The sequence below is a fragment of the Salinirubellus litoreus genome (assembly GCF_037335815.1).
GTDB classification, from domain to species: Archaea; Halobacteriota; Halobacteria; order Halobacteriales; family Haloarculaceae; genus Salinirubellus; species Salinirubellus litoreus.
The window spans coordinates 2,192,767-2,208,051 of the sequence record NZ_CP147841.1; the positions used below are offsets into that span (position 1 = coordinate 2,192,767).

Here is a 15,285-nt window from a genome sequence, read left to right on the forward strand (position 1 = left end):
CGCCTCTACCATCCTCACCTGCTCTCCGAGCACGCGCCGTCGGCCGGCAGCCTCGTCCCGGAAGCCGAACTCACTCGCCGAGAATGCGTGTGGGCGGGTCGAGACGGATCTCGGCCGTGGCGGTCACGACGACCTCACACCCCTCCAGGCGGAACGTGAGCCGCCCTCCCTCGCGCGGCGTCCCGTTCCGTCTCTCGTCGAACAGCCGATTCAGCGCCCCGGGGTGGACCACGGCGTTCAGCTCGATACGCTCGGCCGGGACCCCCGTCAGCTCGGACACGCCGGCCACCACGGCAGCCGCCAGTTCGTCGTACTCGGAGGCGCGATAGTCGAGGACGTAGGTACGACTCTCCGGGTCGTACTCTAGCTCTCCTCCCCCCCTCAGGTCGCGTACCATCGCCGCCTGTTGGTCGGAAATCAGCGGTAAAAAGCTACCCCTTTCCGGCGTCCGGAGGGGTCGAGAGTCCACCGCCGGAACACCCGCCCACGGGAGACGTCCCGTCTCCGCGATCGCCCCGTCCCGGGGAGGTCCGCCCGCCTCTCGGGAGGTGCCGTGGGCGGTCCTCGTTGCGGCCCTCGGGACCGTCGGGTTCGAGCAGTCGGGCCGTCGGCCGACGGGTCGGTGATCGCTGTACGATCCTTCCGACGACGCCGGCCATCCGTCGCGGTCCATCCCCGCTCGTCGGGCGTTCCGCGGCGTCCAATCGCCGTTACCGGCTTTCTTCCGGTGAAGCATCGCTTGCCTGAACGCCTCCGAGCCCGAGAAACAATATGTCAGGTTTATGTGTTTAGGGTGGGAATAGATGGGTGGGATGTGGGGGAACGGCGATGGGGTGACTTCGGTTTGAGCACAGGGATTAGGGGAGCATTACTCCCTGGGAACGAACGACCCGACCGGCAGCGGTCGGCTGCGGTGCCCGAGGACGACGTGTTCTCGGCGCTGGGTAATCAGCGTCGGCGATACGTGGTGGCGTGCCTGCTCGAGCAGGACGAGCCCGTCGATATGAAGGAGCTCTCGCGACAGGTCGCCGCCCGGGAGAACGACGTACCGGTCGAGGAGGTGACCCACGAGCAGCGAAAGCGCGTCTACATCGCGCTCCACCAGAACCACCTGCCCCAGCTGGAGGACATGGGGTTCGTGGACGGGGGTCGTGCACGCGAGGCCATCACGCTCAACGACAGGGCGACGGTCCTCGATCGTCACCTCAACCCCGAGCCGGAGGGGGAGGAGGTGTGGCTGGGAGCCGAGATCGGACTCACGCTGGGTGGGGCCCTGCTCGTCGTCCTCTCGTGGCTGGACCTCTACCCACTGGTCCTGCTGCCGGACCTGTTCTACATGGTGGGGCTGGTGGTCGCCCTGGCGATCGTGACCGTCGTGCGGTGCTATCGCGTCTACGGACTTCGGCTCGAACCCGCGTCCTGACGCCGCCGATCGGTCCCGCGACCGCTCCGGTCATCGGTTCGCTGCTCGATCGAACGGCGCCGGCCATACGCCGGTCGTTCCGCTCGCTTCGGAACCGACACTCGGACGGGTTCGGGATGATTCTAGATTCCGTACCATTGAGTACAGTGCTACTCCGAGAACCGAGCGACGGTGGTTCTTTTCGATCCGCCGTTATCGTGTCACTATTCCTGTTAGATTGAGCATATTACCCGGGTAGCGTCCGCATACAGACGGTGTATCCCCTGAATGACCGGACGAGATGGGGGAACCACCATCGAGACGCAAACCGACACGTATCGGTCGCCAGCTGGGTGCGGCTGTCGCCGCCCTGCTGGTCGTGACGTCCATGTTCGCGGGGACGGCGGTCCTCGGTGCGGGTGTTGCCGCGGCGGCACCGGGGGACGTCCTGTACCGGGTGAACGCGGGGGGGCCACAGCTCGCGGCCACCGACGGCGGACCCGCGTGGACCGCCGACACCGGGGAGGATACGAGCCAGTACCACAACCCGACGGGCTCGCTCTCGGAGTACTCCGTGAGCCAGACCGACGGCTCGGTCCCGGCCAGCACGCCGACGGACGTGTTCGCGAGCGCCCGCTGGGACGACAGCGGCGGCGAGGAGCTCCAGTGGGAGTTCCCGGTCTCGAGCGCGGGGACCTACGAGGTCCGGCTCTACTTCGCCGACGGCTACGCCGACTCGGCGGGCCAGCGCGAGTTCGACGTCAGCGTCGAGGGCGATCTGGTCCTCGACAACTACGACATCGTCGATGACGTCGGGCAGAACGTCGGGACGATGAAGTCGTTCACGACGACCGTCGACGACGGGACGCTCGACGTCGACTTCGCGCACGCCGGCGCGAACAACCCGATCATCAGCGCGATCGAGATCGTCGAGGCCGGGAGCTCCCCGGACGAACTCGGCACCTCCACGTCGAGCGTCGACTTCGGCGAGGTGCTCACCGGCGAGACCGGGACCGAGACGGTCACGCTGTCGAACCTCGGCGGGAGCGGCGATCCGACGATCGAGATCACCGACGTCTCCGTGAGCGGGGACGGCGCGTTCTCGGTGGGGTCGGCCTCCCAGACGACGCTCGCCCCCGGCGAGTCGACGACGGTCGAGGTGTCGTACGCGCCGTCGTCGATCGGTGACTCGAGCGGGACGCTCGAGGTCGACCACACCGGGACGAACTCCCCGGTGACGGTCGCGCTCTCGGGCACGGGCACGAACGACGTCGACGTCGGATTCGAGTCCGACAGCCTCGGCGCGAACGTCGACAACCCGACCGACCTCCAGTTCGGCCCCGACGGCCGCCTCTACGTCGCCCAGCAGAAGGGCGTCATCAAGGCGTTCGAGGTCGAGCGGCAGGGCGAGGAGGACTACGTCGTCACGAACACGGAGACGATCACGGCGATCAACGACCTCCAGAACCACAACGACGACGGCTCGACCGACGGCGTCCCCGGCGACAGACAGGTGACGGGGATGCTCGTGACGGGCTCGGCGGACGACGTGGTGATCTACGTCACGTCGAGCGACCCGCGGAGCCGATCGAGCCCCGTGTCGGACCGTTCCGACGCCCTGGACACCAACTCGGGAGTCCTCTCGAAGCTCACCCAGGACGGTAGCTCGTGGAACCACGTCGCGCTCGTCCGCGGCCTCCCGCGGTCGACCGAGAAGCACTCCACGAACGACCTGATAATGCAGGAGTCGACGGGTAACCTGCTGATCTCCCAGGGGGGTAACTCGGGTGCCGGTGCGCCGAACGACGAGTTCACCTTCACGCCCGAGTACGCCTACTCGGCGGCGGTCCTCAGCGTCGACGTGGGCCCGATCGAGTCCATGTCCACCAAGACGGACACGGGGAACGTCCCCTACAAGTACGACCTGCCGACGCTCGACCCGAGCGTCTCCCAGGCACCCGACGGCACGCCGTTCGGCGGGATGGGCGGCCAGAACATGGCCATCTGGGAGAGCAGCAGTCCCGTTCAGGTCTACGCGAGCGGGCTCCGCAACTCCTACGACCTCACCATGACCGAAGACGGCACCGTCTACGCGACCGACAACGGGGTCGGTGGCGGCTGGGGTGCGCCGCCGGTCAACGAAGGTCCCGACGGGAACTGCCTGAACCAGCCGGTAAGCGAGGGCAACCCGGAAGACGAAGACCAGATCCACCTTATCGAGGAGGACGGCTACTACGGACACCCGAACCCGACCCGCGGCAACCCCGACGGTGCCGGGCTTTACAAAGCCCAGTCCGGTGGAGCGCAGATCGGAGCGGACGACATCCTCGCGAACGCAGTGCCGTCCGCGAATCCGGTGGAGTGTGACTACCAAGAGCCCGGCTCCGAGGACGGTGCCGTAGAGACGTTCGGGATGTCCACGAACGGTATCCACGAGTACACCGCGTCGAACTTCGGCGGCAAGATGCGGGGCGACCTGCTGGCTGCCGGACTGAACGGCCCAGTGTTCCGCGTTCAGTTGAACAGCGACGGCACCTCGTCGACGGAGACCAGCGAGATATTCACCGGCGGCGCCGCTCCGCTCGACATCGAAGCACAGGGCGACGACGACCAGTTCCCGGGAACGGTCTGGGTCGCCGAGTACGGTAACGGGATCAAGATCTACGAACCGAACGACTACGACGGTAGTACGATCTGCGACCCGAGCGATCCGAGCGGCGACGCTGACGGAGACGGGTTCACGAACGGAGACGAGCAGGCCGTCGGCACCGACCCGTGTTCGGCGGCCAGTCAGCCCGGTGACTGGGACGGCGACAACGAACCGAACGCGCTCGACGACGACGACGACAACGACGGACTCCTCGATACGGAGGATCCGTTCGCCCTCGACCCGGACAACGGTGCTACGACGCAGGTCGTCACCGACTGTCCGATGGACCCGGAAGACGCGGCGGAGACGTGTCTGACGTTCAACTCGAACGATGGGTTCGACAGGACCAGCCTGTTTGGTCTCGGGTTCACGGGCGTGATGACGAACGGACAGGACGACTACGCTGACCTGTACGACCGGAGTAAGATCCAGGCGGGCGGCGCGGCCGACATCTTCGGCATCGAGGAGGTCACCGGCGACGGTAGCGCCTACGAGGGCGACGACGACCAGCGCCAGGGGTTCCAGTTCGGTATGGCCCCGCCCGACGAGCCGTTCGTGATCCACGGCGAGATCACGAACGGGTTCAACGGCGAGGTCCCTCCCGAGTACTGGAACTACGGGATCTTCCTCGGTACCGGCACGCAGGCCGACTACACGAAGCTGGTCATCGGTTCGGACGGCGGTAACGGCGGCGAGATCGAGTACGCCGTCGAGGAGGGGAACAGTGCCACCGGGACGCAGATCCCTGAGGACGGCGTCGTCGGTAACACGGTCGACCTCTACATCACCGTCGACCCGACGACCGATCCGGCCTCCGTGACCTACGAGTACGCCATCGACGGCGGCGAGCGGATCGAGGCGGGAACCTCGACGATCCCGTCGTCGTGGGTCTCGGGTGACTCGATGGCGGTCGGGCTCATCCCGACGGCCACGGGGGCCTCGGGCACCTACTCCGCGAACTACAACGAGCTCGAGGTCGAACTCGTCAGGGAGTCCAGCGCGGCCGACCCCGAGGCGAGCGTCTCGATCACGCCCAACGGCGGGGTCGACGCGAGTTCGTACAGCAACGACGGCTTCCAGGTCGAGAACACGGGCGACGTGGCGATCACCTCGGTCTCGATCGACACGAGCACGGCCGTTCTGCCGGATCTCGTCTACGACCCGGCGGGGACCGCCGGCGACGGCGGCGACAAGAGCTTCCAGCTCGCCGCCGGCTCGGACGACGTCGGCGTGGTCTCGACGGCCGACGCGGACCTGTTCGACAAGTCCAAGAACGGCCAGGACAGCGAGGACGGCTACCAGCGGCTGACCGTCGGGTTCGACGACTTCCAGCCCGGCGAGACCCTGCTGTTCGGCTCGGACGGCGACCCGACCAGCATCAAGGGCGCGGGAAGCGCCCAGCAGACCGAGGCCGGTCCGGTCTCGGGTGCCGAACTCGCTGGTTCGACGGTGACCGTCGAGTTCGCCAACGGCGAGACGACGACGGTCCGGACGTTCGGCGACGGCAGTGCCGGCGGCTCGGCGGCGGTCACGAGCGCCGACCAGTCCACCCAGCCGACGCTGGGCGTCCAGAACGTGCAGCTCGACTCGAACGCCCTCGACGCCCGTCACAGCGCGGCCACCGTCTCCGACGCACAGCAGACCGTCACCGTGAGCGGGCCCGCGGGCGCGACGGTCCAGGTGATGCAGGCGGACACCGAGCTGAACCTGGTGGACGTGCCCGAGTACGACGGGACCTCCGGCTACGAGATCGAGGAGTTCGAGGGCAACAACTTCGTCGACGTGAGCTACCAGACGGTCACGCTGGACTCGAACGGCGAGGCGAGCGTCCAGGTCGACGTGCCCTCGGAGAACCTGCTGTACCTGCTGGCGGCCGTGAAGAACGACGACGGGACGACGGGTGCGCCCTCGAACGTCGTCGTTCTCGAACACGAGGCCGACACCGGCGGCGACACGCCGACCGACGGCGAGGTCGTCTACCGCACGAACGTCGGCGGACCGCAGCTCCCAGCCATCGACGGCGGCATGGCCTGGGAGGCCGACACGAACGGCGACCCGTCCCAGTACCGCACCAGCGCGGGATCGGACGACAGCGACACGAGCGGTCCCGACGGCGACGCGATCACGATCCAGGATATCGTCCCGGACAGCACGCCGACGGATCTCTACCAGTCGACGCGGTACGACCCCGACACCGGTTCGGAGATGCAGTGGGGCTTCCCGGTGCAGTCCGGCGAGACCTACGAGGTCCGGGTGTACGTCGCCGAGACGTACATCGACAGCTCGTACTCGGACGAGCCGCGCGAGTACGGCGTGGCCATCGAGGGCGGGACGGTCCTCGAGAACTACAACATGTACCAGGAGCTCGGCCACGACGTCGGGTCGGTGAAGACCTTCGAGGTCACGCCGTCCGACGACACACTGAACGTCGAGTTCCTCCACGGCTCCGAGAACCCGATGATCGCGGGTCTCGAGGTCGTGCAGCTGAGCGACGGCGGCGGCGGTAACGCGGCACCAACGGTCGACCCGATCGACGATCGGACGGTCACCGAGGGCGACTCGGCGATCGTCCCGATCGTCGCGTCCGACGACGACGGCGACTCGGTGTCGCTCTCGGTGAACGGGCCGGAGTTCGTGAGCCTCTCGAACGGCGAGCTGACGATCGCCCCGCAGTCGGGTGACGCCGCGAACTCACCGTACACCGTCGAGGTCGTCGCCGACGACGGCACCGACCAGACGGTCGAGAGCTTCCAGGTCACCGTCGACCCCGCCGACACGTCGACCGACGGCGAGGTCGCCTACCGCGTCAACGTCGGCGGCCCGGAGGTCGCGGGTACGCCCGCGTGGGCACAGGACGAGGACGGCTCGCCGAGCCAGCACCTCGTCACGACCGACACCCAATTCTCGGAGTACGGCGGCGCGGTCACCGAGAAGTCGGATACGGTGTCCGAGGACGTGCCGCTCGACGTCTACAACTCCGCGCGGTTCATCGACACCGGCGGCCAGCAGACGTCGCAGTCGATGGACTGGGAGTTCGACGTCCAGCAGGGGGCGACCTACGAGGTCCGGCTGTACTTCGCCGAGCCGTACTTCGGCGGTAGCGGTCCGGCTCAGGAGGGCGCTCGCCAGTTCCACGTCGACATCGAAGGTCAGCGGGAGCTGGAGAACTACGACATCTACGCCGACGTCGGGTTCGGGACCGGCACCGTCAAGACGTTCGAGGTGACGCCGAGCGACGGCACGCTCGACGTCGATCTCGTCGACGGCGCGGCGAACAACCCGATCGCGGGCGGCATCGAGGTCGTCAGAACGAGCGACGCCGAGGCGACCCCGGAGGCGTCCATCGCTGTCACGCCGAACAGTGGGGTCGACGCGACGACGTGGGACAACAACGCCTACCAGATCGAGAACACGGGCGACGTGGCGATCACGTCGGTCTCGATCGACACGAGCACGGCCGTCCTGCCCGACCTCGTGTTCGACCCCTACGGCACCGCCGGCGACGGCGGCGACAAGAGCTTCCAGGCCGGGTCGAACTCGGACGACGTCGGCCTCGTCTCGACGGCCGACGCCGACATCTTCGGCCAGCCGCACAACGACGCGGCCGGCGACGACGGCTTCGAGCGGATGACGCTCACCTTCGACGACTTCCAGTCGGGGGAGACGCTGACGTTCGGCTCGGACGGCGACCCGACCAGCATCAAGGGCGCGGGGAACGACGTCCAGAGTACCCTCGCCGGTCCGGTGTCGGGTGCGGAACTCGCCGGAGCGACGGTGACTGTCGAGTTCGCCGACGGCACCACGGAGACGGTGCGGACGTTCGGCGACGGCAGCGCCGGCGGCTCGGCGGCGGTCACGAGCGCCGATCAGTCCACGCAGCCGACGCTCGGGCTCGAGGGTGGCTCGCTCGACGCGAGCGCGCTCGACGCACGACACTCGGCGGCGACGGTCACCGAGACCGACCAGACGCTCACCGTGAGCGGTCCCGCCGGTGCGACCGTCCAGGTCATGCAGGCCACCACGGAGCTGAACCTGCAGGGTGTGCCCGACTACGACGGGACGCCCGGCTACGAGGTCGAGGCCTACGAGGGCAACAACTTCCTCGGCGTGACCTACCAGACGGTCACGCTGGACGCCAGCGGCACCGCCACGGTCGACGTCGCCGTCCCTGACGCCGACGGCCAGCAGCTGTACGTGATGGCCGCGATCGAGAACGCCGACGGCTCGACGGGCGTGCCCTCCAACGTCGTCGTCTTCGAACAGGGCGACTCCGCCGAGGGTCCCGGACCGATCGGCGACTTCGAGAACGCGCCGACGGACCCCGACGGTGACGGGGTCTACGAGGACGTCAACGGCAACGGGGAGTTCGGCCTGGTGGACGTGCAGGCGTTCTTCCAGAACTACGAGGACCCCGTCGTCCAGAGCAACGTCGACGCGTTCGACTTCAACGACAACGGCGAGGTGAATCTCGTCGACGTTCAGGCGCTTTTCCAGGAGGCCTCATAGAGCAGTAGCTGATCACTGCTGCTCAGCCCTTCGCACCCGGGGCGGACTCTCCAGAAGTCCACACGGATCCCTGGGTGCGAGGCGACGAAACCACTCACGCGGAGCGGAACGCGGATGACCGAAACACGACACGAAACACGATGACAACAAGGACAAGGCGGACGGTTCGACAGATGACGACCCTCGCGGTCGTGGCGGCGTTAGTCGTCTCGATCGGCGCGACGGGCGTCGCACTAGGCGCGACAGACACGGAAGTAAGCATCAGCCCCGCCAATCAGGAGATCGGCGTCGGGGAGACGACCACGTTCGACGTCGTCGTCGGGACGACCGACGGCGGGGTCGGCGTGGCCGGCGCCGATATCGAACTGACCGACCCGTCGGTCGCGACGATAACCGGCATCAGCGTCGCCGCGGATGTTCCGTCGCAGTTCAAGACCGAAGAGGTCAACGGGGACTCGGCCACGTTCGCGTTCGCCGGCGGCAGCCTCCAGGGGACCAGCGACATCACGGTCGCGACGGTGACCGTCGAGGGTACCGCCGAGGGGCAGACGGGTATCACCCTCGCCGACGAAGTCGTCGGCGATATCCCCGGGTTCGACTACACCGTCACCGGCGTCAACGGCGCGACGCTGACGGTGACGCCGCAGAACCAGCCGCCCGTCGCGGACGCGGGCGAGGACCAGTCCGTCCAGGCCGGGACGCAGGTGACGCTCGACGCGAGCGGGTCGAGCGACCCGGACAGCGACGCGCTGACGTACACCTGGGCACAGGCCGGCGGCACCGACGTCACGCTGAGCGACACGTCGGCCGAACAGCCGACGTTCACCGCGCCGGACGTCGACAGCGCCGAGACGCTGACGTTCGACCTGACCGTCGAGGACGGGAACGGTGAGAGCGACACCGACTCGGTGGCCGTGACCGTGACCCCGCTCGCGCCGGCCGAGTTCCAGGTCTCGAACCTGAACGCGCCCGGCAGTGCCGAGCAGGGAGCGCAGATCACCGTCTCGACGACGGTCACGAACGCGGGCGAGGAGTCCGGGACGGGGACCGTCGAGTTCCAGCTCGACGGGCAGAGCCTCGGACAGGAGTCGGTGACCCTCGCTCCCGGCGAGTCACAGCCCGTCTCGTTCGACGTGACGGTTCCGGGTGACCTCGCGCCGGGCACCTACACGCACGGCGTCTACACCGACGACGACAGCGCCACCGCGAGCATCGAGATCGAGGAGACCGAACAGCCCGAGGCCCCCACGACCGGCGTGAGACTGTCGCCGTCCGAGGCGACGGTCGGCGTCGGTGACAGCGTGACCTACGACGTGGTTGTCGACGGCGCCGCCGGTGGCGTCGGTTCGATCGATCTCGCGGTATCGACCGACGACGCGAGCATCGCGGAGATCTCCGACATCTCGGCGATCGGTGACACGGAGTTCGTCGAGACGACCGTCCTTAGCGACGGCACGTCGGCGACGATCGACGCCATCGGCCTCGACACGGCACAGTCCGGCCCGGTCACGGTCGCGACCGTGACCGTGACCGGTGTGTCCGCCGACGGTACGTCGGCCGCCAGTACCGGTCTCTCGGTCGACGTCTCGTCGCTCGGGACGGAGGACGGCGTCGACTACGAGGTGACCGGCACCAGCGACGCGACGGTGACCGTGCAGCCGGCCGAGTTCCTCGTCTCGAACCTGGACGCGCCCGGCAGCGTCGTCCGGGGCGAGCCCGTCACCGTGACCGCGGACGTCACCAACGACGGATCGATCGCGACCACGAAGACCGTCCAGTTCCGGTTCGACCTGAACGGCGACGGCACGCTGAGCGAGGACGAGACGGTCGACACGGTACAGCTCGAGCTCGATCCCGGGGAGACCGAGGAGGTCTCGCTCACGGCTGTCGTTCCCGAGGCCACCCCGCTGGGCGAGTACGACCACGGCGTGTTCACCGTGGACGACGACCAGTCGGCGACGATCGACGTCACGCTGGCGAAGCTCGACAGCCAGTACGAAGGTCCGCCGCAGGACCTCGACGGTGACGGGCTCTACGAGGACGTCAACGGCAACGGTGAGGTGAACCTGAACGACGTCCAGGCGATCTTCGTCAACCGCGACTCCGCGGTCGTCCAGGAGAACGGGGAGCTGTTCGACTTCAACGACAGCGGCGAGTTCAACAACGTCGACATCCAGAAGCTCTTCACCACGATCAGCGAGAACAACTGAAACTCCCTCGCCTCTCTTTCTACTGCGACGGACCGTTCGAGGGGATCACACACCGACTGACCCCCGCGAAGGTGTCTGTACAACAACGATCCTGGTGCTGATCGCGGGCGTCCTGACCAGGACGGTCACGGCCGTACCCAGCCCGGAACTCCGATTCGGACGACCGACGCGTCCGTCGACGTCGGCGGAACGACGAGCTACGAGGTGGTCGTCGAGAACACGGACGGCGGGATCGACGCGCACGGACTGACGGTGTCGCTCGACGACGCCGGTGCGGTGACCGTCCTCACGGTTCGGGGTGAGGCGCCCGGCGACCTGTCTCTCTCTCTCTCGTCGTGGCGACGAGTCCGAAGGTCCGCCGATCCTGGCGTCCACGCTCGCGTCGAAGGTCCCGTCGGGACCGTCAGGGACGCCGCGCGTCCCGTCTCGTCACTCCGGGACGCCCCACTGGCGCTGCTCGGTGGGCCGCTCGGAGAGCGCGGCGACGTCGAGGGGCTCGTCCTTGGTCTCGATGGCCTCGAGCGCCGCCCGCGTCGAGGGGACCGTCGAGAAGTACGTGACGACCTCGTCGACCGCGACCTCCAGCAGGTCGCGGTCGCGAGAGAGGATGAAGTCGACCTCGCCGCTCCGGACCGCCTCGAAGGGGTCGTCGAACTCGTCCATGGCGCGGACGTCGAAGTGGCGCTCGGCCGTCTCGACGATATCGGAGAGGTCCTCCTCGGCCTCCGAGAACCCGTGGAGCGTGTCCAGGTCGACGATGGCCGTCCCCTCGCGCGGGATGGGCTTGCCGACGGCGTCCTGTGCCTTGAGGTAGGCCTTCCCGAACGACCGGGCGGTCCCCATCACCTCGCCCGTGGACTTCATCTCCGGGCCGAGGCGGGGGTCCGAGCCGGGGAGGCGGTCGAACGGCAGGACGACCTCCTTCACCGAGACCTGCTCGGGGATCTGCTCGGCGGCGTGGAGCTCCTCGAGGGTCGCCCCGGCCATCACCTTCGCCGCCAGCTTGGCGATGGGGACGCCCGTCGCCTTCGAGACGAACGGGACCGTCCGCGAGGACCGCGGGTTCGCCTCGAGGACGTACACCTCGCCGTCGCGGACGGCGAGCTGGACGTTCAGCAGGCCGACCGTGTCGAGCGAACGGGCGATCTCCAGGGTGACCTCGCGGACCCGCTCCAGGACCTCCCCCGAGAGCGACCGCGGGGGGATCATACACGCGGAGTCCCCGGAGTGGACCCCCGCGGTCTCGACGTGCTCCATCACGCCGCCGATGAGGACGTCCTCGCCGTCCGCCACGGCGTCGACGTCGAGTTCGACCGCGTCGGCGAGGAAGTCGTCGACGAGGATCGGCCGGTCGGGCGAGACCCGGACCGCCTCCTCGATGTAGTGCTTGAGGTCCTCGTCGTTCGAGACGACGTCCATCGCCCGCCCGCCGAGGACGTACGACGGCCGCACGAGGACGGGGTAGCCGATTTCGTTGGCGAGATCGAGCGCCTCGGCCTCGCTCGTCGCGCTCCCGCCCTCGGGCTGGGCGATCCCCCGGGAATCCATCAGGCGGTTGAACCGGTCGCGGTCCTCCGCGAGGTCCATCGCGTCGACGCTCGTCCCGAGTATCGAGCAGTCCAGCCCGCGCCGTTCGAGCTCCTTCTCGAGGGGTTCGCCGATGTTGACCGAGGTCTGCCCGCCGAACTGGACCATCACGCCGTCGGCGTTCGTCTCCTCGACGACGTCGGCCACCTCTTCGGCCGTGATGGGCTCGAAGAACAGCCCGTCGGAGGTGTCGTAGTCCGTCGAGACCGTCTCCGGGTTGTTGTTGACGACGTGGGCGTCGATACCGGCCTCCCGGAGCGCACGGACGGCGTGGACCGCACAGTAGTCGAACTCGACGCCCTGACCGATGCGGATGGGGCCGCCGCCCACGACGACGACGCTCTCGACGTCCGTGTCGACGCGGACCTCGTTGCGGGCGATCGAGGAGAGCGGGTCCCGCGCGGAGTAGTAGTACGGCGTCGTCGCCTCGAACTCGCCGGCGCAGGTGTCGACCTGCTTGAACCGGCGGTCGGTCGAGACTCGCTCGACCTCCTCGATCGGCCCGCCCGTCGGGTCGCCGATACCGGCCATCTCGCCCGCCGAGCTACCCTGGTCGGCGATTGCGGCGACCTGGTGGTCGGTGAACCCGAGCGTCGTCGCCGTCTCGAAGTTCCCCGCGGCGGCATCCTGCGCCGCGTCCGCGATCCGCTCGTACCGCTCGACGTACCACTCCTGGATGCCCGTCAGCTCGGCGACCGACTCGACGGAGTAGCCGCGGTCGAACGCCTCGAAGATCGCGTACGTGCGGTCCGGCGAGGGGTTCACGAGGAGGTCCTCCAGTTCGTCGTCGTCGAGGTCGGCCACCTCGACCGCCGGCCGGTACTCCGTCGAGCGCAGCGCCTTCAGCATCGACTCCTCGAACGTGCGGCCGATGGCCATCGCCTCCCCGGTGGACTTCATCGCCGTCCCGAGCGTGAAGTCCACGTCGGGGAACTTGTCCTTGGGCCACCGGGGGATCTTCGTGACGACGTAGTCGATCGCCGGCTCGAAGGCCGCCGTCGTCTCGCCGGTGATCTCGTTCTCGATCTCGTGGAGGCGCTTGCCGAGCGCGACCTTCGCGGTCACGCGGGCGATGGGATACCCGGTGGCCTTCGAGGCGAGCGCCGAGGAGCGCGACACCCTGGGGTTGACCTCGACGACCCGGTACTCCCCTCCAGGTGTACCGTCGTCGCGCCAGGCGAACTGGATGTTACACCCACCCTGGATGCCGAGCTCGCGGATGACTCCCAGGGCCGCGTCGCGCATCTCCTGGTGGCCCTCGTCGGGTATCACCTGCGAGGGGGTGACGACGATGGACTCGCCGGTGTGGATGCCCATCGGGTCGATGTTCTCCATGTTGCAGATGATGATACAGGAGTTGTCGGCGTCCCGCATCACCTCGTACTCGAGTTCGACCCAGCCGGAGATGGACTCGGTGATGAGCACCTCGTTGTTCCGCGAGAGCCGCAGGCCGCGGCGCACCCGTTCGACCAGTTCGTCCATCTCGTCGACCACTCCCGATCCCGATCCGCCGAGCGTGTAGGTCGTCCGGGCGATGACGGGCAGTCCGCCCACCTCGTCGACGGCGGCCTCGATGCGCTCGCGGAGCGCCCCCTCGTCGAAGTCGGTGACGGACTCGCCCTCCGAGAGGGAGATGGTCGTCGACCGGGGGACCGGCTGGCCGATGTCGCGCATCCGCTGGCGGAACAGGTCGCGGTCCTCCGTGGCGTAGATCGTGTCGAGGGGCGTCCCCATCACCTCGACGTCGTACTCCTCCAGGACGCCCTCCTCGGCGAGCTCGGCGGTGACGTTCAGCCCGGTCTGTCCCCCCAGCCCCGCGATCACGCCGTCGGGGTCCTCCTTCTCGATGACCTCCGCGATGGCCTCCGTCGTGATGGGCTCGACGTACACCTTGTCGGCCATCTCCGGATCGGTCATGATGGTCGCGGGGTTGGAGTTGACGAGGACGACTCGGGCCCCTTCCTCCTGGAGCGCGCGGCAGGCCTGCGCGCCGGAGTAGTCGAACTCGGCGGCCTGTCCGATCTGGATCGGGCCGCTCCCGATCAGCAGGATGGTCCGGTTCTCCCCGCTCAGGTCGGCGGTGTCCTCGCCGGTCATTACACCGACGGTGCCGACACATCGTAATAAGTTCGGCGAAACGCTACGAATCTCGGAGCCGAATTTCGAATTTCGAATCCGTGGCGCGGTAACGCGACTCCCACCCCCTCGGTCGGAGCGGCCTCACCCGTCCCCGGATCCGGAGCCGCTGGTCCGGTGATCCCCGTCCTTCTCGGCGTCGTTCCCCTCGGATCCGCTCGATCCCGACCCGCCGCCCGGGAAGAACGGGCCGGGGTCGTCGTGGGTGAGCGTCACCCGTTCACCGCCGGCCCCCAGGACGTGCGTCAGGAAGCGGCTCGTAGCGTCGGCACGGTCGGCGAGCGCGGACACCGACTCGAACCCGTAGTGAGCCGGTACACACACTACCCGGCGACGGGTCTCGTCCCGGGCCACCACGAGCAGGAACACCCGCCCGGTCTCGGCACGGTAGACCTCGTACGCCCCGAACCGACCGTCCTCGACCCACAAGTCGAGTCGCTCGAACTCGTTCGTCGGGACCGTCACCTCGATCCCGGGGGCCTCGGCGTCGGTCAGCGCCGCCGCGTCGGTCGGGTGGAGTTCGAGCACGTCCCACCCCTCCTCGCGGTAGATCTCGGCCGTCGCCGCGGCGTCGTCGAGCAGCGCCTCCCAGTGGCGTTCGAGGAGCGGGCTCGACGGGCCGAACGGCGTCGGCGCGTCGGGCCGGCCGGATCGCCCGTCCGGATCGTCCCCGCTCCCCGCCCCGTCCCGGTCGCCGTCACCGCCGTCGGGGCCGAGGTCGGTATTCTCCATAGGTCGGTGTCACTGTCCACGGCCGAAAACCCTGCCCTTCGTCACGCCCGCCCCGGCGTCCC

General features: G+C 68.3%; 6 protein-coding genes. 3 read left to right on the forward strand and 3 right to left on the reverse strand.

The annotated features are described in order from the left end of the window. Positions 1 to 70: 70 nt before the first annotated feature. Positions 71 to 397 carry a HalOD1 output domain-containing protein gene (locus WDJ58_RS10835; protein WP_338917721.1) on the reverse strand — a complete coding sequence of 109 codons (327 nt, stop codon included), beginning with the start codon at positions 395 to 397 and terminating at the stop codon, positions 71 to 73. Positions 398 to 913: 516 nt separating this feature from the next. On the opposite strand from WDJ58_RS10835, the gene WDJ58_RS10840 reads away from it, so the two are divergent. From WDJ58_RS10840 to WDJ58_RS10850, 3 genes are all read left to right on the forward strand, one after another. Next, the gene (locus WDJ58_RS10840; protein WP_338917722.1) at positions 914 to 1,423 is read left to right on the forward strand and encodes a DUF7344 domain-containing protein; all 510 of its coding nucleotides are present in this window, start codon (positions 914 to 916) and stop codon (positions 1,421 to 1,423) included. Between the two features lie 367 nt (positions 1,424 to 1,790). Continuing rightward, the gene (locus tag WDJ58_RS10845) at positions 1,791 to 8,558 is read left to right on the forward strand and encodes a malectin domain-containing carbohydrate-binding protein (RefSeq protein ID WP_338917723.1); all 6,768 of its coding nucleotides are present in this window, start codon (positions 1,791 to 1,793) and stop codon (positions 8,556 to 8,558) included. A gap of 140 nt (positions 8,559 to 8,698) precedes the next feature. Further along, positions 8,699 to 10,768 (forward strand): PKD domain-containing protein, encoded by a 2,070-nt coding sequence (locus tag WDJ58_RS10850; RefSeq protein ID WP_338917724.1) that lies wholly within the window; start codon positions 8,699 to 8,701, stop codon positions 10,766 to 10,768. Between the two features lie 429 nt (positions 10,769 to 11,197). On the opposite strand, the gene carB is transcribed toward WDJ58_RS10850, so the two are convergent. Together carB and WDJ58_RS10860 are read right to left on the reverse strand one after the other, a co-directional pair. After that, a complete protein-coding gene (gene carB / locus WDJ58_RS10855; protein ID WP_338917725.1) occupies positions 11,198 to 14,452 on the reverse strand; it encodes a carbamoyl-phosphate synthase large subunit in 3,255 nt (1,084 codons plus the stop codon). Positions 14,453 to 14,575: 123 nt separating this feature from the next. Next, positions 14,576 to 15,223: a DUF7529 family protein gene (locus WDJ58_RS10860; RefSeq protein ID WP_338917726.1), complete on the reverse strand. Its 648-nt coding sequence runs from the start codon at positions 15,221 to 15,223 to the stop codon at positions 14,576 to 14,578. Positions 15,224 to 15,285: the final 62 nt, after the last annotated feature.

Excerpts from the sequence above, each read along its gene's own strand:
- WDJ58_RS10835 (WP_338917721.1), bottom strand. The coding sequence starts at position 397 with ATGGTACGCGACCTGAGGGGGGGAGGAGAGCTAGAGTACGACCCGGAG.
- WDJ58_RS10845 (WP_338917723.1), top strand. The coding sequence starts at position 1,791 with ATGTTCGCGGGGACGGCGGTCCTCGGTGCGGGTGTTGCCGCGGCGGCA.
- WDJ58_RS10850 (WP_338917724.1), top strand. The coding sequence starts at position 8,699 with ATGACAACAAGGACAAGGCGGACGGTTCGACAGATGACGACCCTCGCG.
- carB (WP_338917725.1), bottom strand. The coding sequence starts at position 14,452 with ATGACCGGCGAGGACACCGCCGACCTGAGCGGGGAGAACCGGACCATC.
- WDJ58_RS10860 (WP_338917726.1), bottom strand. The coding sequence starts at position 15,223 with ATGGAGAATACCGACCTCGGCCCCGACGGCGGTGACGGCGACCGGGAC.